The sequence below is a fragment of the Haloferax sp. S2CR25 genome, from assembly GCF_031624535.1.
Classification (GTDB): Archaea; Halobacteriota; Halobacteria; order Halobacteriales; family Haloferacaceae; genus Haloferax; species Haloferax massiliensis.
Genome location: NZ_JAMQOO010000005.1, coordinates 191,964 through 210,671 on the forward strand (window position 1 = coordinate 191,964; position 18,708 = coordinate 210,671).

The window sequence follows — 18,708 nt, forward strand, 5'->3', positions numbered from 1 at the left end:
GTCCGCAGTTCTTGCCACATGAGAATCGGCTGGCTCGGTTTTCCCGACGCCGCGCGTCAGAGATTGGCATGGAAGACGACGAGCGGACGCCACGCCGAGACGCGAGCGAGCGAGCGACGCGCGGTCGAGACGCCAATAGTGATGCCGACCATACCGTCGACACTGCTGACGCCGGCGAGTGCGCCCGCACCCGGAGACGGTTCATCTGGCTCACCGGGACCGCCGCGATGGCGGGGTTGGCGGGCTGTTCGGGCGGCGGTGGCGGCGCGACCGAGACGACGACCGCGACCACGACGCAGTCGTCGGGTTCGACCGGGGGCGTCCCCGAGGCGTACGCGACCGCCACGTCGCTCGACGGCACCCAGCGCAACCCCGACAGCCTCTCGTCGCAGGAGGCCGTCTCGTATCAAGAGGAGCCGAGCGAGGGCAGGCAGTGTTCGACCTGCCGGTACTACATCGAGGACAAAAACGGGGACGGCGCGGGCGCGTGCGCCATCGTCGCGGGCGAGATTTCGCCCGAGGGCTACTGCGTCTCCTACGTCGAGTACGAGGAGTGAATTGACATGGCTCTTTGATTTTTGAGAGCCATTCAAATTAGATGTGTGTTAGAATTATACTGTTCTATATGTTAATATAACTACATCTGTTTAGACTGTGCCTTTTAGTTAGTAATAGTCTGAGTCGCTATCTAACGCTGTACTAACCAATCTGTGGAGATTTCGAATAAAAAGTGGTCCGGAGTAACATTTTAATTGAGCGGTACATCTCCGTTTGTATGGAGTCTTTCCAAGGTATTGGTGATTGGTGGGTTCCTGGCTCCCCGAAGAAAATCAGTGGGGAAGTTAGCTTTTCTCCTGTTGAGGGTGTCACATTAGACCTAAACGGGAAATTGCCCGTTGAGGACGAGGTATCTCAGAGCGTTTCCCGTCAGAGTCTATCAAAGAGTTACCCTATTTTGTATGGCGACCTTGGTCGTGATGGTCCTGTTACTATACATCGTGCCACTATATCTTCTGCTAGCTTTGGCGGTAGCGAATCTGAGTCCTATTCTGCTAACCGAATGTTTGTCGGTGATCACATCTCTGATAGTGAATCTTTTGTTAGACTCAACCTTCATGTGGATGAGATCCCGGATTGGACTGGTGATTCAACTATTAGGCCAATAATTGATAAAAAATCTATAGAAGAATCAACTATTAGGCCAATAATTGATAAAAAATCTATAGAAGAATCAACTATTATAGACGATATTGAAGCAGTATACGCTTCTACTGAATCGAAAGAATATACTGCAGAATTCGAAGAACTACAAGTCAAATTTTCGAACAGTAGTCGCATCTCATCAAAAATTAATTCGGTAGAGATGGAAACAGTAGGTGTTCTCCAGATAGGCTCGGGGAGTAAACTACCTCTCCGAACATTTTTTGAATATGGAAACCACGCTCTGGCGTTTCTATCTTTTGCTGTCGGAACCCGGATCTATCCAGATAAAGCCAAGTTATATACTGATATAGATGAACAGCCGATTAATATCTATTACTCTATCCTCGACCACGGCACAGTTAGATCTCCATCAAAGTCTGAGTATCTATTCCGGCCAGCTGATGTAGACTTTGAGACAGCACTTCGAAGCTGGGTAGATAACCGCGAAACCGCTCCTGAAGTACATGATAATTATAGTCTGCTACTTAACCGTTCTAATCTTCCTCCTCGGCTTCGGTTCCTAATTATTGTGATTGCCCTTGAGGCGTACTATGACACAGAATATCAGAGCGAGACGCACATCCCAGAAGAAGAGTTCAACGATCTAAAATCTGAAATTCTCCAATTACTACCTGATGATAACAACTTACAAAATCAGATGTACGGGTTGCTTGAGAATGTTGCCAATACTCCATCGATCAAATCTAAGTTGACTATTCTCATGGAGTCTGAACAAAACCTAATTGAAGTGTTCTTTAATATCTCCGACTTAGCGTCAGAAGCTCGAAACCAGCGGAACTCCGTTGCACATGGAACCTCAGCCGCCACTCCCAAAGAGTTCTATGCCCTCTCAAAAAAACTTCAATTAGTTTTAGAGGCTATCTTGGCTAGAAGAATTGGAGTCGAAGAAGATGTATTGCTAAGTATGTTAGCATCACGGCATAAAATTGGATGAATACTGGGATATAACTAGATTATTTTAGGACTCCTCGTCCGTCGGCCCGACGGCGCTCTGAATCCGACAGCGGATGGACTCTTCGACGCCGTCGCGCTCGACCGGAACCACCCACTTCTCGCCGCAGCCGAGGACGGTCACCATCTCGCCGTCCTGTCGGTGTTTCACCGAGACGAACACCTCGCCGCGCTCGGGGTCGTAGTCCACGAGCTCGACGAGCACGTCCTCGCCGGCGATGAGGAGGTTCTTCGCGCCGTCCAACTCGGTGACGTACGACTCGGTGTGCCCGGTCGGGTCGGTGACGAACAGTTCGACCACCGGCACGTCCTCGCCGTCGGGGTAGCTCGCCTCGACTTCGATTGCCCCGTCTTCGAGCCGGATACCGTGTATCTCGACCAGCGACGCCGCGACGCCGAAGCTGTCAGCGACCTGCTGACGGAGGTCCCCCAACGGGATTCGAACCGACTCTCGAATCGTTCCCATGCCCGCCCCTACGAACGGGGGGTGTATGAGCGTGTCCGCTAGTCGTCGCCCCAGAGGGCGTCGGCGAGGCGCGACCCCGACGGGACGGCCTCGCGGAAGGCCGCCGAGTCGAACGCGAGCGGCCCGTTGAGGGACAGAAAGCCGAGTTCGCCCTCGGGCGCGCGGTCGAGGTTGGTCAGAAAGGCCACTTTGCGGGCGGCCTCGACGCCCTCGACGGTCGCGTCGGGGTCGACCGACTCGTACAGGGCGGCGTGTTCGCGGACGTGCTCGACGCAGCGTTTCGTCGGCGCGAACAGTAACAGCGCGTGGACGCCCGGCCCCTCGCGGCCGAGTTTCGTCCGGATGGCGTGTTCGTCGTCCTTGTAGAAGTAGCGCTCCATGCGGCGGTACTGGCGGAGTATCTCGTTCGCGCCGGTGGCGTGGCGGACGGCGGCGTCGGCCTTGAGTTCGATGAGGTAATCCACCGGCTCGGGCGTCCGCACCCGGACGTACACGTCGGCGACGCCGCGGTTCCCGTAGTGGTCGTACGGCTCTTCGAGGTGAATCTCCACGTCGTCGAAGGCCGCCCGGAAGTGCTCGACCACCCGCGTCGCCAACTCGTCCTCGCGCATCTGTCGGTCGAGACGAGGCGACCGTCGGGGAAATGTCCCGCGGTTCGGCCGGCGGCGACCCGGTGTATCGGAACACCCATACCGCCGGCGTTCGGTTGGAAAATCGACACATGTCCCTGCCGACTCGCAGACAGGTCCTCCGCGCCGGCGGCGCGTCGCTCGTCGCCGCGCTCGCCGGGTGTTCCGGCGAGGGGTCCAGTTCCAGTTCGGACGTGCCGTCCGGTCCCTCCCCGGACACGCTCGTCACCGACTACGACCAGCTCCAACTCCGAAACGACACCGAGAGCGCGATTTTCCGAGACGCCGCCCGCGACGACGACGGGGCGGGGTCGTCGTACCTCGACGACTTCCTCGTCACCACCGACGAGGAACGCGCAGACGTCGAGTTCGCGGCGGACCCCGACGGAATCGACGAGGCTCGCGCGTTCATCGACGAGACGGATTTCGACGCGCAGACGCTCGTCATCACCCAGCACCGGACGAACGCTTGCCACCGGGTAAAACTGCTGTACGTCACGAACCCGCCGGACAGCGCCGTCCACCTCGACTTCTGTTACCCGCTCCGGCCGGCGTCGGTCGAGTGCTCCGTGGACGACCGCCACGTCGTCGCCTCGCTGGTGCGACTGCCCTACTCGTCGCAGGGCGAGTCGAGTTGGGGACACGGCGGCGGAAGCAGTTGTCACCTCCCGCCGTCGCTCCGAACCGAGACGGAGGACGCCTGAGATGCCCCGAACGCGACGCGACGTGCTCGCCTCGCTCGCCGGGGTCGGCGTCGCCGGACTCGCGGGCTGTACCGCGCTCGATTCGAGCGGGTCCGACTCCGATAGTCCGACGCTCGACCCGGCGACGCTCCGGGAGGTCATGGAACTCGGGTCGCCGGCGTTTCCGGCCCGCGTCCCGGCCCCGATTTCCGAGTCGTTCCTCGAACGGGGCCGCGCTCGCGCCCGCGAACTCCTCGATTCCGTCCCCGAGACGATGTCTCCCGAGGAGGTGCCGAACGAGGCGGTCCGGGAAATCTACGCCGAGGCGTACGCGGACGCCGCCGGAGACCTCGGCCCCTCGGATGCCGACGAGTCGCCCTTCGAGGCGCTTCGGGGACTGCGCTACGTTCGCGGGGCCGCGGCGATGGCGAAGGGGACCTACGACGCCGCCGTCGGCGACCTCACCGAGTCGGACGTGCGTGACGAGGCCGAGGAGGTCCGCGCCGACATCGAGTCGTTCCGGCTCGGCACGCGCTACCTCGGCGACGAACCCGACCGGGCGCTCGTCGTGTACGAGGCCGTCGAGAACCTCGTCGCGGCCGCGGTCCGGTATCTCGACAACGCCGGCGAGTACGGCCGCTACGCCGACAGCGCCCCGCGAGTCGGTGAACTCCTCGACGCAGTGGAGTCGGCACGGGCGTCGCTCGACGGCGCGCGCCACGTCCGCGACCGCTACTTGGCGTCGATTGCCGACCCGATAGAGTTCACCGACGCGTTCGAGTCGACCGCGTCCTCGCTCGCCGGAATCACCGAGGACCGCCGGGCCGAGTACCCCCAGGAGGGGTTCGAATCCGTCGTCGCGGCCGAGGGGTTCGACACCGAGAAACTCGAATCCATGCCGGCCAAAGACCTGCTGGTGGAGACGTTCGTCGAAGTCGAACGCGGGCTTCAGGACGCCCGTGAGGGCCTCCGAAGCGGGCGGTTCGCCACCGCCCTCGTGGGTGTCCACACCGCCGAGACGCACCGCCGCGCGTTCGAGGAGGCCGTCACGGCGGTCAAGCGAGGCCGGTACGACTCCGTCGAGTCCGCGGCCGCGGTCAGGGACGCGAAACTCGGCGCGCTCGAAGCCCTCGAAGCCGCCCGCTCGGACGGGTCGAACCCGCACCTGACGCGTCGCGCGCTGGTCGATATCGCCTACCAGATCGGCCGCGGAGACGGCTACTTCCGCGACGACTACTACGAGGACGGCGACCCTCGGGCCGCGCGAAACGCGCTCGCGCAGTACGCGACCACCGAGTTCGCCGCGCGCGAGACGCCGGGTGCGAGCGCGTGGGTGCTCGGGACGCTCGCGGCCGAGCGCGGCGGCGTCGACCGCTGACGAGTCGATTCTGTCCGTCCCGGCACGTTCACGACCGTCGCCGGCGCGTCCGTGCGCCCGCCCCGCCCGGCCGGGGAAATTACGTGTCGGCGGGCGTACCACTCTCTCACGATGTCTGCCGAACCATTCGTCGTCGGCGGCGGCGACGCCGCCGGACTCTCCGCCGCGAGCAAGTTCGCCCGCGCCGACACCGACCGCGACGTCGTCGTCTTCGAGAGGGGCCGGTGGGTCTCCTACGCCCACTGCGGCACGCCCTACTTCGTCAAAGGCGAGGTCGAGAAGCTCACCGACATGCTCTCGCTGTCGCCCGAGGCGGCCGCCGAGCGCGGCATCGACCTCCGGCGCGAACACGAGGTCGTCGCCGTCGACACCGACGAGCGAGTCGTCACTGTCGAGGGTCCCGATGGGACGTTCGACCAGCCCTACGGCGACCTCCTCGTCGCCACCGGCGCGCGGGCGCTCCGCGACCCGATAGACGGCATCGACCTCGACGGCGCGTTCACGCTCCACGGACTGGACGACGCGGCGGCGATTCGGTCGTTCCTCACCGACCCGGACGAGGCCTCGGTGGCCGACCTCGGCGGCGGCGGGTTCGTCGACGAGGCGCGGGCGGCCCGCTTCGGCGCGATGGAACCGCCCGAGTCGGTCGCCATCGTCGGCGGCGGGTTCGTCGGCGTCGAGATGGCGGAGGCGTTCACCGCCCACGGCCTCGACGTACATCTGTTCCAGCGGTCCGGCCACGTCCTCAAGTCGTTCGGTGACGCCGTGGGCGAGCGGGTCGAAGAACATCTCGAAGCCCACGGCGTCACGCTCCACCTCGGCGCGTCGGTCGAGCGACTCCGCGGCGACGACGCGGACCGGGTCGAGGCCGTCGTCTGCGAGGGCGACGAACTCGCGGTCGACGCCGCGATGGTCGGCATCGGCCTCCGCCCCAACGCGGACCTCGTCGCCGACGCGGTCGACCTCGGCGAGACGGGCGCTATCGCGGTCGACGACTACGGGCGGACGAGCGCGGAGCGCGTCTACGCCGCGGGCGACTGCGCCGAAATCGACCACGTCGTCACCGGCGAGCCGACGTGGAACACGCTCGGCCTGCCCGCGAACCGCGCCGGGCGCGCCATCGGGCAGACCGTCGCCGGCGACCCCGAACCCATCGGGACCGTCGCCGACACCTCGGTCGTGAAGGCGTTCGACCTCGAATGCGGTCGTGCCGGCGTGACGGACCCCGACGAGGCCCGCGACGCCGGCTTCGACCCCGTCTCGGAGACCATCACCGCCGGCTCGCGGTCGGGCTACTACCCCGGCTCCGCCGAGACGACCGTCACGCTCGTCGCCGACCGCGACACCGGCCGACTGCTCGGCGGGACCATCGTCGGGGCCGACCGCGCCGCCGTCAGAATCGACACCGTGGCGACCGCGCTCGCGGCCGAGTTGACCGTCGCCGAGGTGGAGCGCCTCGACCTCGGCTACGCGCCGCCCTTCAGCCCCGTCTGGGACCCGATTCTGACCGCGGCGAAGGTCCTCCGGGGCTCGCTGTAGGCCGCGGCGGTTCGAAATTCGAACCGAACAGAACGACTATTATCGACTGTGTGGTAACGATACGCTCACGTGCTGGATATTCCTCCAACTGAACGCGGGCGTATCGAAACCGAGCCGGCAGAGCCGGCGGAGCCGCCGAGTCGGGCGCGGCCGCGTCGGCGACCGCCGAGCGGAGCGTGGTGTCGGTGAACGGCCGGGTCGCCGCCGGGCTGTTCGTGCTTCTGGGGCTCCTCTGGGGCAGTTCGTTCGTCGCCATCGAAATCGGTCTCGCGTACTTCCCGCCGCTGCAGTTCGCGGGGCTTCGGTTCTTTCTCGCGGGGCTCATCGTCCTCGGCTACGCCGCCGTCTCGACCGACTACTGGCGGCCGCACGGCCGGACCGACTGGACGCTCGTCGGCGTCTCCGGCGGCCTCCTCATCGGCGCGCACCACGCGTTTCTCTACCTCGGACAGGAGCACGTCCCCGGCGCGGTGGCGGCCATCGTCATCAGCCTCGGGCCGGTCCTGACCGCGCTGTTCGCGACCGGCATCCTCGGCGACCGCATCACGCCGCTCGGGGTCCTCGGCTTCGGCTTCGGCTTCATCGGCGTCGGTCTCGTCGCCCGACCGGACCCGAGCGCGCTCCTCTCCAGCGACGTGGTCGGCGTCGCGACCGTCCTCGTCGCCTCGGCGTGCTTCGCCCTCGGTGCCGTCCTGACGCGGCCCTTCTCCTCGGACATCCCGGCGCGGACGCTTCAGGCGTGGGCGATGCTGTTCGGGGCCGCGCTCCTGTCGGTCGCGGGCGTCGCCACCGGCGAGTCGCTCGCCGCCGTCGAGTGGTCCGGCGTCGCCGTCGGCTCCCTGCTCTATCTCGCCGTCGTCAGCGGCGCGGGCGCGTTCCTCATCTACTTCGAACTGCTCGGCCGCTTCGGCCCGACGCAGATAAACCTCATCGGCTACCTCGAACCCGTCTCCGCGACGCTCCTCAGTTGGGCGTTCCTCGGCCAGCTCATCGACTCCGTGACCGCGCTCGGCTTCGTCTCCATCTTCGCCGGCTTCGCGCTCATCAAGCGCCGGGCGCTCGGCGAGTCGCTCGCGAAAGCGCTCGGCGAGGCGGCAGACTGACGGCGAGGGCGCTCGCCTCGCTCCGGCCCGCCTTGACCGACTCTCTGCCCCCGCGAGCCGACGATTCGACGGTTGGACGAACATTCGACGATTGACCGAGTATTCGAGCGTTGGACGCGAATCCGTTTATCCGCCCTTCGCGACGCCTCGACACGATGCGAATCCCGCTTCCGAAACACACCCTCGTCGCGCTGGCGCTCGTCGGCGCGCTCCTGACGACCGTCGTCGCGGCGGGGCTGGTATCGCCCACGCTCCTCCCCGGAACCGACACGCAGACGCCGGCCGCCGGCGACCACGCCGCGGCCCAGTCGAGCGACGCGCCGACGCCGAACCCCGACTTCACGCCCGCGGTCCAGTCGAACGGCGACGGCGACGGTGACGAGGAACACGAAGAGGGCGGCGAGGAACACGAGGAATACGGCGGTGACGAAGAACACGAGGACCGCGACGACGAAGAACACGAAGTCGAACACGAGGGCGATGACGACTGACGTCGTCTCGCGGGCGCGCTCGGCGCTCGGCGAATCCACGGTGACGTTCGACTGCTGCGATACGGCGTTTCTGGTCCGCGCGGTTGGCCGGGGCGCGCCCGCGGCGGCCCGTCGCGCCCGCGACACCGCCTTCGACCTCGAACGAGTGCTCGACGCCTTCGACTCCCGGAGCGCCGTCTCACGGCTCAACCGGACCGGCCGAGTCGACGACGCGACCGTCGCGGCGGTCGTCCGTCGCGGCCTCGACTACCGCGAGCGGACCGACGGCGCTTTCGATATCGGTGCCGGCGCGACCGAGGCCCGAGTCAAGGAGTACATCGCCGGCGAGTCCTCTGCGCGCCCCGGCGGTGACGTCCCCGAGGAGTCGGCGCGGGTCTCCGTCGACGGCACGACCGTCGAGGTCGACGGTCGACTCGACCTCAACGGGCTCGCCAAGGGGTTCATCGTGGACCGAGCCGCCGCGGAACTCGACGGCTTCGCCCGGACCGGCTTCGTCGACGGCGGCGGCGACATCAGCGCCCCGACCGGTCCCGTCGCCGTCGGCTACAGCCGTCTCGCGGCGGTCGGCGACAGGGGCCGGATAGGAGGGTTTCCACCGGGCCGACCGCCGCTGGGTCCGTCGGTCGCCGCGGTGTGGTATCTATCCTGCAATATCCGAATCAAATCCGTAAATTTCGGGCGTTTCGAACCGAATAGCGGCAATGTGGGATTATCCACATTGATACCTTCTGCGAATACTTATCACTTTACTCCCACACGTTTTCGTATGGAAATCGAGCGAAATGAACGGGAGTCCGCGGCCGGAGACGGGGACGTCTCCCGACAGCACGACGCGTATTCAGGCGGTGCCGCAGCGGCGGCGACCGACGAAGTTCTCGACGACGTGGACGACGTGGACGACGCGACCGACGAAATCGGCACGGCCGTCGCCGAACTCTCCCGCGCCTCCGAGAGCGTGGCCGTCAGCGCACAGGAGATAAGCGACCTCGCGGGCGACCAGTCGACCAACATGCAGGAGGTCGCCGGCGAGGTGTCGAACCTGAGCGCCAGCGTCGAGCAGATAGCCTCCAGCGCCGACCAGACGAAGGCGATGAGCGACCAGGCGCGCGACCTCGCCGCCGAGGGTCGAAGCTCCGCCGACAACGCCGCGGACGCGATGGAGACCGTCGACGACGTGACCACCGACGTGTACGACGAAATCACCGACCTCCGCGCGAAGGTCGACCAGATAGACAGCGTCGTCGAGGTGATAAACGACATCGCCGACCAGACGAACCTGCTCGCGCTCAACGCTTCCATCGAGGCCGCCCGCGCCGGGGAGGCGGGGGCCGGCTTCGCCGTCGTCGCCGACGAGGTCAAGAGCCTCGCCGAGCAGTCCCGCGACAGCGTCTCCGAAATCGAGGCGGTCGTCGGCGACATCCAGGAGACGACCGAGACGACCGTCGGCAACATCGAGGAGGCCAACGAGGAGGTCAACGACGGCATCTCGGAGGTCGACGCGGCCGTCTCCGCGCTCCGGAACATCGACGCCGCGGTCGGCGAGGCCGCCGCCGGCGCGGAGGAGGTCGCCCGCGCGACAGACCAGCAGGCCGCGAGCACCGAGGAGGTGGCGAGCCTCGTCGACGAGACCGCTCGGGGCGCGGAGGAGGTCGCCGGCGAAATCGACCAGGTCGCCGCGGCCACCGAAGAGCAGACGGCGAACATCTCGGAGGTCGCGCTCCTCGTCGACCACATCGACGACGAGGTCGACGACCTCGAAGACGAACTCGACGCGGCGGAAGACGGGCTCTCCGCCCGGGGCGCGTAGATGTCGCTCACCGACGCGCCCGACGGCGCGCCCGCGGAGCCGACGCAGGTGCTCGAATTCGAACTCGGCGAGGAGCGGTACTGCGTCGACCTCGACGCAGTCACCGAAATCATCGACCGCAAGTCCGCGCGCTCGCTGCCGGACACGCCGCCGCACGTCGTCGGCGCGATGGACTACCGGGGCGCGACGACGATGCTCGTCGACACGGCCTCGCTCCTCGGCGTGGGCTCGAACCCCGACGCCTCCCGCGTCGTCGTCTTCGACGCCGCCGACGAGGAGGCGACCGTGTTCGGCTGGCTGGTCGACGAGGTCGACCGCGTGACGGAAATCGACCCCGAGACCGTCGACGACGCGCCGTTCGGCGACGAACTCACCCGCGGCGTCGTCAGGAGCGACGACGGCCTCGTCGTCTGGGTCGAGCCGCCGTCGGGCGAGTAGACCGACTGCACCGTACTTTCTTGGGCGCTCCCGCGAACCAGTCTGACGATGGGAACCCGCCGCGACGCCGTCGATAGCTTCGATTCCTTCCGGCAGTTCGTCGGACTCGAACGCGACGTGCTCGTCCTCTCGGTTGCGATGTTCGCGTTCAGCCTCTCGTTCCAGATGACCGGGCGGTACGTCCCGGAGTACCTCCGGGTGCTCGGGGCCGGCGCGACCGTCGTCGGCCTCTACGGGAGCGTCGGCAACCTCATCGGAGCCTTGTACCCGTATCCGGGCGGCGCGCTCTCCGACCGACTCGGGTCGCGCCTCTCGCTCACGCTGTTCGGCACCGTCTCCTCGGCGGGCTTTCTGTTCTGGTTCGTCGCCCCGCAGGTCCCCGAGGTGACGCTCGCGGGCGTCTCGCTCGAACCGTGGCTCTGGATTTTCGTCGGCCTCTTTCTCACGCAGGCGTGGAAGTCGTTCGGCCTCGGCGCGACGTTCGCCATCGTCAAGCAGAGCGTCCCGCCGGAGCGGCTGGCGATGGGCTTCGCGAGCACCGAGATTTTCCGCCGCGTCGGCTTCCTCCTCGGGCCGCTCATCGCGGCCGCGCTGTTGGCGGCGACGGCGACGTTCGTCGAGGGCTTCCGGTACGTCCTCGTCGTCGCCGCGGCGTTCGGTATCGTCGCCACCGTGGCCCAGCACGTCCTCTACGACGCGCGAGAGGACTCGCTGGGCAAGTCGTTCGAGGGGCTTGCACAGCTCCGCGACGACCTCCGGTCGCTACCGGAGACCCTCCGCCCGCTCCTCGTCGCGGATACGCTCGTCCGGTTCGCCAACGGGATGGTGTACGTCTTTTTCGTCATCGTCGTCACGGAGTTCCTCGCCGTCGGCTTCACCGGGTTCGGGGTCTCGCTCCGGCCGGACGCCTTCTTCGGCGTCCTCCTCGGCGTCGAGATGGTCGTCGCGCTCCTGACGAAGCTCCCCGTCTCGAAGCTCGCCGAGCGGACCGGACTCAAACCGGTCGTCGGCCTCGGGTTCGCGGTGTACGCCGTCTTCCCGGTCCTTCTCATCTTCGCGCCGGCGGACCAGTGGGTCGTCGTCGCCCTGTTTGCCTTCTCCGGGCTCCGGTTCGCCGGTCTCCCCGCGCATAAGGCGCTCATCGTCGGCCCGGCGGAGCGCGACGCCGGCGGGCGGGTGACGGGCGCGTACTACCTCCTGCGGAACACCATCGTCATCCCGAGCGCGGCGCTCGGCGGCTGGCTCTACGCGAGAGACCCGACGCTCGCGTTCTCGGTCGCGTCGCTCGTCGGAACCGTCGGCGTGGCCTACTTCGCCCTGCGCGGGAAGGAGTTCGAGGCGTACGCCGGCGGGGCCTGACGCTCGGTTCGGGCATCGGTTCGGTGTCGGGTCGGTCGTCGCTTCGGCGGTCCGTTCGGGTGTTCGTTCGGCGGCCTGCCGGGTAATCGCCCCCGAGGTCGGCTCGGACGAGTCGGCTACCCGCCCCGCCGACTGCTCGTCGCCCGCGGCGTCTCGACCCACGACGCCTCGTTGAGTGAACTGAATCTCCCAATCTCCGGAGTGGGGTGGGCTTCGACGCGATTTTGCGGCACATTACGAGTCGAACCCCGCCGAGACGAGGGGGTCGTCGGCCCCGCTTTGACCACGCAAAGATTCAACTTGAATAACATACATCTTTGTTCATGGACATCGGAATACTCGGCGCTGGCCGACTCGGTGGGACGTTGGCCCAACTCCTCGTGGAGGCGGGCCACGAGGTGGCGATAGCCAACGACAGCGGGGTCGAGTCGATGGCAGACCTCTCGGAGACGCTCGGCCCGCAACTGCGCGCGGTGGAACCGAAGCGAGCGATTCGGTTCGGCGACGTGGTCTTCCTCGCGATTCCGTTCCGAGAGCGCGACTCGCTGCCCGACGCGGACCAGTTCGCGGAGAAGATTGTCGTCGACGCGATGAACCCCTACACGGAGAACTTCCACGTCATCGACCTCGGCGACGACACCTCCTCGGAGCTCGTCGCGGCCCAACTCCCGGACGCGAAACTGGTCAAGTCGTTCAACACCATCCACTGGGAGACGTTACGCGACCTCGGACACCCGGACCTCCCCGAATCGGAGCGTCTCGCGGTGTTCCTCGCCGGCGACGACTCGGACGCCAAGGCGCGCGTCGCCGGCCTCATCCGCGATATCGGCTTCGGCCCCGTCGACGTCGGCGGTCTCGTTCCGGGCGGCGAACTACTGGAACCGGGGTCGGCCCTCTACAAACGCGAAATCACGGTCGAGGAGGCGCGGGAAACCGTCCGAACGCTTCGTGCTCGACAGGGCTGACCGTCGCCTCCGCGAAACTATCACGATTTTTGGTTGTGTATGGTGGCCACCAGATTGCTCTCGCGGATGTACCACTCCCGTATCCGTTCGATTTCGTGACGTTCACGAATTACAACTGTTCACAAATAGCATGGATTTAAGGGGCACCGTCGCACACAGACGCCTGTTAAGCACCCATGATGGTACAGACGAACGACTGGAGGGATTCGCGCGTGACGTACGACGATGCGACCGGGTCGTACCGCGTCGACCGCGATACTTCCGAACTCCTAAGCACGAATATTGTACTGAGTATTGCGGCAATCGAGGGCGTCCGACCGACGCAACTCCCACCGCTCGCACAGACCATCGACCCCGACGCGCTCGAAGCGGTGTTCGACTGTTCTAACGACGCGCTCCTCTCGTTTTCGTACGCGGGCTACCGCGTGACGCTCGACGCCCTCGGTTCTATCGAAGTGGTCCCCATCGGCGACATCCAGCCCCTTCAGTGAGGCGACGCGCCGCGTAACCGCCGACCACTTACCGCTCACTCACCCCGGCGAGCGGCAGCGCAGTCCCGCGGTTCGATGCGCCGGCACTGCGGTCCCCCCGCGCCCGCAGTAGGTGTCGCCTGACCGCCCGTTCGTGACAGTAGGCGAAACATACCAAAACGTCCCGTCACCGTCTCACACGGTATGTTCGGAACGAGTGGAATCAGAGGTCCGGTTGGCCGAACCGTGACCGCCGAACTCGCCCTTCGAATCGGCCGCGCGGTCGGCTGCGACGCCTGTACCGTCGTCGTCGGACAGGACGCTCGACTCAGCGGCGACGTGCTCGCGGACGCCGTGAGCGCCGGCGTCCGCGAGTGCGGGGCGAACGTGGTCCGACTCGGCGTCGCCTCGACACCCACGGTCGCCCGCGCGGTCGGTTGGGCCGGCGCGGACGCCGGCATCGGCATCACCGCGTCTCACAACCCCGCCTCGGACAACGGCCTGAAGCTCTGGACGCCGAGCGGCCGCGCCTTCGACAAGGCCCAGACGCGCGACATCGTCCACCGGCTCAACCGCGACGAGGTGTCGCTCGCCGCGTGGGACGAACACGGCGAAGAGCGCGAGTGGCCCGACGCGGCGGACCGCCACGTGAGCCACCTCGTCTCGTCGTTCGACGACCTCGACGGCGTCTCCGTCGCGTTCGACCTCGGCAACGGCACGGGCCGGGTCTCGGTCGACGCGCTCTACGAACTCGGCGCGACGGTCAACACCATCGACGGCCAGCGGGACGGCCGGTTCCCCGCCCGCAAGAGCGAGCCGAACGCCGAGACGCTCACGGCGCTCCGCCGGACCGTCCCCGCGCTCGACGCGGACGTGGGGCTCGCCCACGACGGCGACGCCGACCGACTCGTCGCGGTAGACGAGACCGGTGCGTACGTCCCCGGCGACGCGCTCCTCGCGCTGTTCGCGCGGGACGCCGTCTCCCCGGGCGACGCCGTCGCCGTCCCCGTCGACACGAGCCTCCTCGTGCAGGACGTGGTCGAGGCCGCCGGCGGGCGCGTCACCTACACGCCGGTCGGCGACGTCCACGTCGCCGAGGCGGTCGCCGAGGCGGGCTACGTCTTCGGCGGCGAGCCCTCCGGCGCGTGGATTTGGCCCGACGAGACGCTCGCGCCCGACGGCCACTACGCGGCGCTCACGCTCGCCGACCTCGTTGCCCGCGGCGCGCCGCTGTCCGAACAGGTCGCCGACCTCGGCGGGGCGGGCTACGCCACCCGCCGCGCGAGCCTCTCGTTCGACGACAAACACCAGGCGATGGACCGCATCGCCCGCGACATCCACGCGACGTACGACGACGTCGACACCATCGACGGCATCCGCGTCGACACCGACGACGGCTGGTTCCTCGTCCGCGCCAGCGGGACCGAACCGCTGGTCCGCATCACCGCGGAGGCCCGCGACGAGGGCGACGCCGACCGCCTGTTCGAGGACGTCCGCTCGCTCGTCGAGGGGGCACGCGTCGTCGCCTGACTCACCGCCGTTTGTCGTCTCCCTCGCGCTCGCGGTGCCGCCGCTTTCGGTCGGTTCGAAAACAACGGACGCTCGGGTCGCTCAGAAGGAGTCGTCGGGGACGCGGACACCGTCGACGTACACCGACACGGCGTCCGTCGACTGGAAGTTGGTGACGTCGCCCGCGAACTGGTAGCGCCGCGAGCCGTCGCTGACGGTCCCCTCGGCCGCGGGACCGACCGTCCCGGTCGTGCTGAGCGCGCCGTTCGGCTGGAGTGGTGAGATGGACCCGCTGACCGTCACTTCGAACGAAGAGACGGAGCCGGTGCCGGCGACGACGAGTGTGTGTCCGTCGGCGTCGACCGACTCGTCGACCTGTTCCGTCGCCGAGCCGACCCCAGAGAACCCCGCGATCGCACCGGCGGCCGATACCGACCCGCACAGCGCGAGGTACTTGCGTCTACCGACGTCGTCGTCAGTCGCCGTTTCTGGGTCCTGCCCGGTGGACCGTTCTCTTACCATGTCTCAGGGGTTGCGGATTATGCCCATAAATGTTGCGATAATTACATTAGTTGGAATACATGAATGTCTATCGATGATATTATTGCCGTTGTTACTGTTCGCATCACCGACGTGTTCTCGCGGTTCGGACAACGTACAAAAACGCCCGAAAGCGTCGACTTATTCTCGAATTAATCCGATTCTTATTCTCGAATTAATCTCCGATTCTCGGTGCTGGAATGCACATATTGGATGTGACATTTTCCACGATAACCGAGTGTAATGAGTTCTGATATATCTCTCCGGGATGTGCGTCGAATCCGTGCCGTCCGCGGCCCGCACGTCGGCTCACACCTCGAAATTTCGCCGGGTGAGACGGGCGAGGGCGGCGTCGAGCGTCACCCCGTCGCGTGGCGTGTCGTCGGTGGTCTCCGGTGGGACAAGCGACGGGGCGCCGACGACCACGGTCGCCGCCGGTCCAGCACCGACGCGGTCGCTGGGTCGACGCAGCTGCGGAAGGAGGAGGGACCGAACGAGACCGCGGGGACCGATGCGGCCACCAGCGACGAGCAGTTCTCGTCTTCGGTTTCTTCCGGGGCGAGCGTCCCACTCTCGCCCGCGGGCGTTCGAACGGACGGTTCGTCTCTCTGCGGGGACGACGGCGTGTTATCCGAGGAACCCGACGCGTCGGTCTTCCCAGTCTCGGCGCTCGACGATGGACTCACGTCCCTTCTCGGACATCTCGTAGAAGTTCGTCCGACGGTCGTGTTGTCCCTTGTTGACGTACCCCTGTTCGACGAGGGCGTCGAGGTTCGGGTAGAGGCGACCGTGGTTCACCTCCCCGACGTCTTTGCTGATCATCTCTTTAATCTCCTGCCCGGACGGGCGCTCTGCGCCGGCGATCACGTACAGCAGGTCGCGCTGGAAGCCAGTCAGTTCGAACATGTAGTCTCGAATCTAAGTATCGCCGTCATCGGGTATTGTTAGCCACCTCTATACTGGACAATTGGGTTCCTTACCGCCGTTGTCGCGAGTTTGCTCACGTTTCGGCCCGAGGGTTTTTCTCGAAACCGTTGAGATATGTAATCATCTCTGAGACCGAGATAACCCCCTCCCGCTGACGGTCTGCGCCCCGGTAACAATCGCGTGAAGATGAGCTTAATATCCGGTAGCGACCGACTCGGTGCCTCCCGGAAACGTCACGATAACAAAGGTCGGGTGTGGTGTAGTACGACCCAACCGGGTAGGGTCCCTCTTCACACCGCGTGCGGGACCACCCCCGCACACGACGATGACAACGCTATCAAAAGACGAGCTATTCCGAATCCTCAGTAACTCCCGGCGGAGGCAGATTCTCTACTTCCTCCATCGGGCGGGCGAGGCGATCTCGCTGAAGGAACTCGCGGCGATGGTCGCCGCACGGGAGAACGGAACGGCGGTCGAAGACGTGACCGACGAAGAGCGACAGCGCGTGTACATCTCGCTGTACCAGACGCATCTCCCGAAACTGGAGAGCGCCGGGTTGGTCGATTACGACGACGAAGAGCGGTCCGTCGAGCTCGTTTCGAACGTCGCAAAGCGGGGGTTCTTCTGGATGCAATCCGAGACGAACGAGCCGTGGAGCCGGTATTACGCGCTCCTCGGCGCGCTCAGTTGGGCGCTCATTCTCGGCCTGTGGGCGGGCCTCCCCGGGTTCGCGCTCGTCTCGTGGAGCGCCGTCGCGGTGTTCGTCTCCGCGGCGCTCCTCGTGTTGGTGTTCGCGCAGTACCGCTCCGAGCGGCGGGCGGGGACATCGGCCGACGCCTTCGAAGCGCTCGTGGAATAACCGCGGAATAATTCGTCTCCTCGCGGCCGTCGCAAACACCCGCTCCGAAGCGCTCGCGTATTCTCAACGGATGCTACTGCTGAATCGACGTATCCGTGAACCTAACTACCAACTGTGTTTTATATATTTCTCAGAACCGAGATAAATGAGAGTGAAAACGGCGTCCCTCGCGGCTCTCTGGTAGGATTCTCTTACTGTCGGAACTATTGAAAGTCTGAGTTAGTATAGATTGTTACAGTCACTTTACTCGCAGATTTTGCAACCCTAACAGTCGGAGAAATCAGAGTGTGGGATTGTCAGACAAGTATATATCCTCGCTTAACCTATTAGCTCACTGACCCTCTGTATCTGGGGCGCGCTTGGTGGGGCGCATCCAAAGGTTGTGGTCTGTGCAAACGCCTCGTGGTCTTCCCTCTCGACCGACCACGTGACACGGTAGCACCCGACCACACAGTGGGGGAGGAAGGAACAATGGTTACCGATTCACTACAAGCCGATACCGGCGTTGTCGACCAGACGACGAATGAACAGCCCGCGGAGACGACTGGTGGGTCTCACGCGCTCGCAGAACAGCAACAACAACCCGAAATCGAAGCGCTCTCGAAGGACGTCGTCTTCGAGATTCTGAAGAACCAACGCCGGCGCGACGCGCTCCGGTACCTCAAGGAGAACGACGGCGAGGCGAAGCTCGGCGACATGGCCGAGTTCATCGCCGCGAAGGAAAACGGCATCGAGATCAAGGCGCTGTCGTCGAGTCAACGAAAGCGCGTGTACATCGGTCTGTACCAGTGTCACCTGCCGAAGATGGACTCGGCGGGCATCGTCGACTTCGAGAAGAACCGCGGTGACATCACGCTTCTCGACACCGCGAAACAGCTCGACCAGTACCTCGACGGCGACATCGTCAGCACCGAGGACGACGAGCAGTCGGCGTCGCTCGCCGCGTCGCCGAAGCGGAACCTCGCTATCGCCGCCGGCGTGGCCGCGACCGTCTCCGCCGGACTGCTCGGCGTCCCCGGACTCGAACAGGTCCCGGCCGCCGGCTGGGCCGTGTTGAGCACCGCGACGCTCATGGCCATCACCGCGATGGAGTCGTACAAGAACCGCCTCGACCTCTGAGTCGGTCGGTTCTCACGCGTCCGCGACGATACCGATTTCCAACGACTGCACCCGGATTTTACTTCGCTCCGCTTTCGAACAGCCGCGGCATTCGGTCCCTCCCTTCTTTCCGCCCGCCGACATCTGCTCTCCTCGACTCCTCCACCGAGGTCAACTCTCCTCGACTCCTCCACCGAGGTCCGTTCTCACCCCGCGGTGTGGTTCGCAGTCCGTGCGACCGACGCGGCGGCTCGCCGCGCCGCGACACTGTC

Annotated in this window: 19 protein-coding genes and 1 pseudogene; 16 read left to right on the top strand and 4 right to left on the bottom strand. The window is 65.3% G+C overall.

Annotation, left to right across the window (positions count from 1 at the left end; all coding sequences use genetic code 11):
• Positions 1–68: 68 nt before the first annotated feature.
• Together NDI65_RS13720 and NDI65_RS13725 are read left to right on the top strand one after the other, a co-directional pair.
• The gene (locus tag NDI65_RS13720) at positions 69–557 is read left to right on the top strand and encodes a high-potential iron-sulfur protein (protein WP_310893749.1); all 489 of its coding nucleotides are present in this window, start codon (positions 69–71) and stop codon (positions 555–557) included.
• Positions 558–775: 218 nt separating this feature from the next.
• The gene (locus NDI65_RS13725; protein ID WP_139043142.1) at positions 776–2,158 is read left to right on the top strand and encodes a HEPN domain-containing protein; all 1,383 of its coding nucleotides are present in this window, start codon (positions 776–778) and stop codon (positions 2,156–2,158) included.
• Between the two features lie 24 nt (positions 2,159–2,182).
• Here NDI65_RS13725 and NDI65_RS13730 read toward each other — a convergent pair whose 3' ends face one another.
• The gene (locus tag NDI65_RS13730; RefSeq protein ID WP_089781192.1) at positions 2,183–2,641 is read right to left on the bottom strand and encodes a hypothetical protein; all 459 of its coding nucleotides are present in this window, start codon (positions 2,639–2,641) and stop codon (positions 2,183–2,185) included.
• A 38-nt stretch (positions 2,642–2,679) separates the two neighbouring features.
• Positions 2,680–3,252, bottom strand: a complete 573-nt coding sequence (locus NDI65_RS13735; protein ID WP_089781194.1) for a hypothetical protein — start codon at positions 3,250–3,252, stop codon at positions 2,680–2,682.
• 110 nt (positions 3,253–3,362) lie between these two features.
• On the opposite strand from NDI65_RS13735, the gene NDI65_RS13740 reads away from it, so the two are divergent.
• The 12 genes and pseudogenes from NDI65_RS13740 (at position 3,363) to glmM (ending at position 15,033) form a co-directional block, all read left to right on the top strand.
• Positions 3,363–3,974, top strand: a complete 612-nt coding sequence (locus NDI65_RS13740; RefSeq protein WP_188424495.1) for a hypothetical protein — start codon at positions 3,363–3,365, stop codon at positions 3,972–3,974.
• A gap of 1 nt (position 3,975) precedes the next feature.
• Positions 3,976–5,331 carry a hypothetical protein gene (locus NDI65_RS13745; protein ID WP_089781198.1) on the top strand — a complete coding sequence of 452 codons (1,356 nt, stop codon included), beginning with the start codon at positions 3,976–3,978 and terminating at the stop codon, positions 5,329–5,331.
• Positions 5,332–5,442: 111 nt separating this feature from the next.
• Entirely contained in the window at positions 5,443–6,870 is a 1,428-nt protein-coding gene (locus tag NDI65_RS13750) for an FAD-dependent oxidoreductase (protein WP_089781200.1), read from the top strand.
• A 185-nt stretch (positions 6,871–7,055) separates the two neighbouring features.
• A complete protein-coding gene (locus tag NDI65_RS13755) occupies positions 7,056–7,973 on the top strand; it encodes a DMT family transporter (RefSeq protein ID WP_089781202.1) in 918 nt (305 codons plus the stop codon).
• Positions 7,974–8,128: 155 nt separating this feature from the next.
• Positions 8,129–8,464: a hypothetical protein gene (locus NDI65_RS13760; protein ID WP_089781204.1), complete on the top strand. Its 336-nt coding sequence runs from the start codon at positions 8,129–8,131 to the stop codon at positions 8,462–8,464.
• Positions 8,454–8,972 (top strand): annotated as a pseudogene (locus NDI65_RS13765) (FAD:protein FMN transferase); the annotation flags it as partial. The gene NDI65_RS13760 and the pseudogene NDI65_RS13765, both read left to right, overlap by 11 nt.
• Before the next feature lie 258 nt (positions 8,973–9,230).
• Positions 9,231–10,271 carry a methyl-accepting chemotaxis protein gene (locus NDI65_RS13770; RefSeq protein ID WP_089781220.1) on the top strand — a complete coding sequence of 347 codons (1,041 nt, stop codon included), beginning with the start codon at positions 9,231–9,233 and terminating at the stop codon, positions 10,269–10,271.
• Positions 10,272–10,709: a chemotaxis protein CheW gene (locus NDI65_RS13775; protein ID WP_089781223.1), complete on the top strand. Its 438-nt coding sequence runs from the start codon at positions 10,272–10,274 to the stop codon at positions 10,707–10,709.
• Between the two features lie 48 nt (positions 10,710–10,757).
• Positions 10,758–12,068, top strand: coding sequence for an MFS transporter (locus NDI65_RS13780; RefSeq protein WP_089781225.1), 1,311 nt, complete (start codon positions 10,758–10,760; stop codon positions 12,066–12,068).
• A gap of 323 nt (positions 12,069–12,391) precedes the next feature.
• Positions 12,392–13,033, top strand: a complete 642-nt coding sequence (locus NDI65_RS13785) for an NADPH-dependent F420 reductase (protein WP_089781227.1) — start codon at positions 12,392–12,394, stop codon at positions 13,031–13,033.
• A 176-nt stretch (positions 13,034–13,209) separates the two neighbouring features.
• Positions 13,210–13,524 carry a HalOD1 output domain-containing protein gene (locus NDI65_RS13790; protein WP_089781229.1) on the top strand — a complete coding sequence of 105 codons (315 nt, stop codon included), beginning with the start codon at positions 13,210–13,212 and terminating at the stop codon, positions 13,522–13,524.
• 183 nt (positions 13,525–13,707) lie between these two features.
• Positions 13,708–15,033 carry a phosphoglucosamine mutase gene (gene glmM / locus NDI65_RS13795; RefSeq protein ID WP_089781232.1) on the top strand — a complete coding sequence of 442 codons (1,326 nt, stop codon included), beginning with the start codon at positions 13,708–13,710 and terminating at the stop codon, positions 15,031–15,033.
• An 81-nt stretch (positions 15,034–15,114) separates the two neighbouring features.
• On the opposite strand, the gene NDI65_RS13800 is transcribed toward glmM, so the two are convergent.
• Together NDI65_RS13800 and NDI65_RS13805 are read right to left on the bottom strand one after the other, a co-directional pair.
• On the bottom strand, positions 15,115–15,534 hold the full coding sequence (locus tag NDI65_RS13800; protein WP_089781234.1) for a hypothetical protein: 420 nt from the start codon (positions 15,532–15,534) through the stop codon (positions 15,115–15,117).
• A 645-nt stretch (positions 15,535–16,179) separates the two neighbouring features.
• Entirely contained in the window at positions 16,180–16,458 is a 279-nt protein-coding gene (locus tag NDI65_RS13805) for a PadR family transcriptional regulator (RefSeq protein ID WP_089781238.1), read from the bottom strand.
• Between the two features lie 346 nt (positions 16,459–16,804).
• Here NDI65_RS13805 and NDI65_RS13810 point away from each other — a divergent pair, with 346 nt between their 5' ends.
• Positions 16,805–17,338, top strand: a complete 534-nt coding sequence (locus NDI65_RS13810; RefSeq protein WP_007276256.1) for a hypothetical protein — start codon at positions 16,805–16,807, stop codon at positions 17,336–17,338.
• A gap of 471 nt (positions 17,339–17,809) precedes the next feature.
• The gene (locus NDI65_RS13815; RefSeq protein WP_089781242.1) at positions 17,810–18,457 is read left to right on the top strand and encodes a hypothetical protein; all 648 of its coding nucleotides are present in this window, start codon (positions 17,810–17,812) and stop codon (positions 18,455–18,457) included.
• The last annotated feature ends 251 nt before the right edge of the window (positions 18,458–18,708 follow it).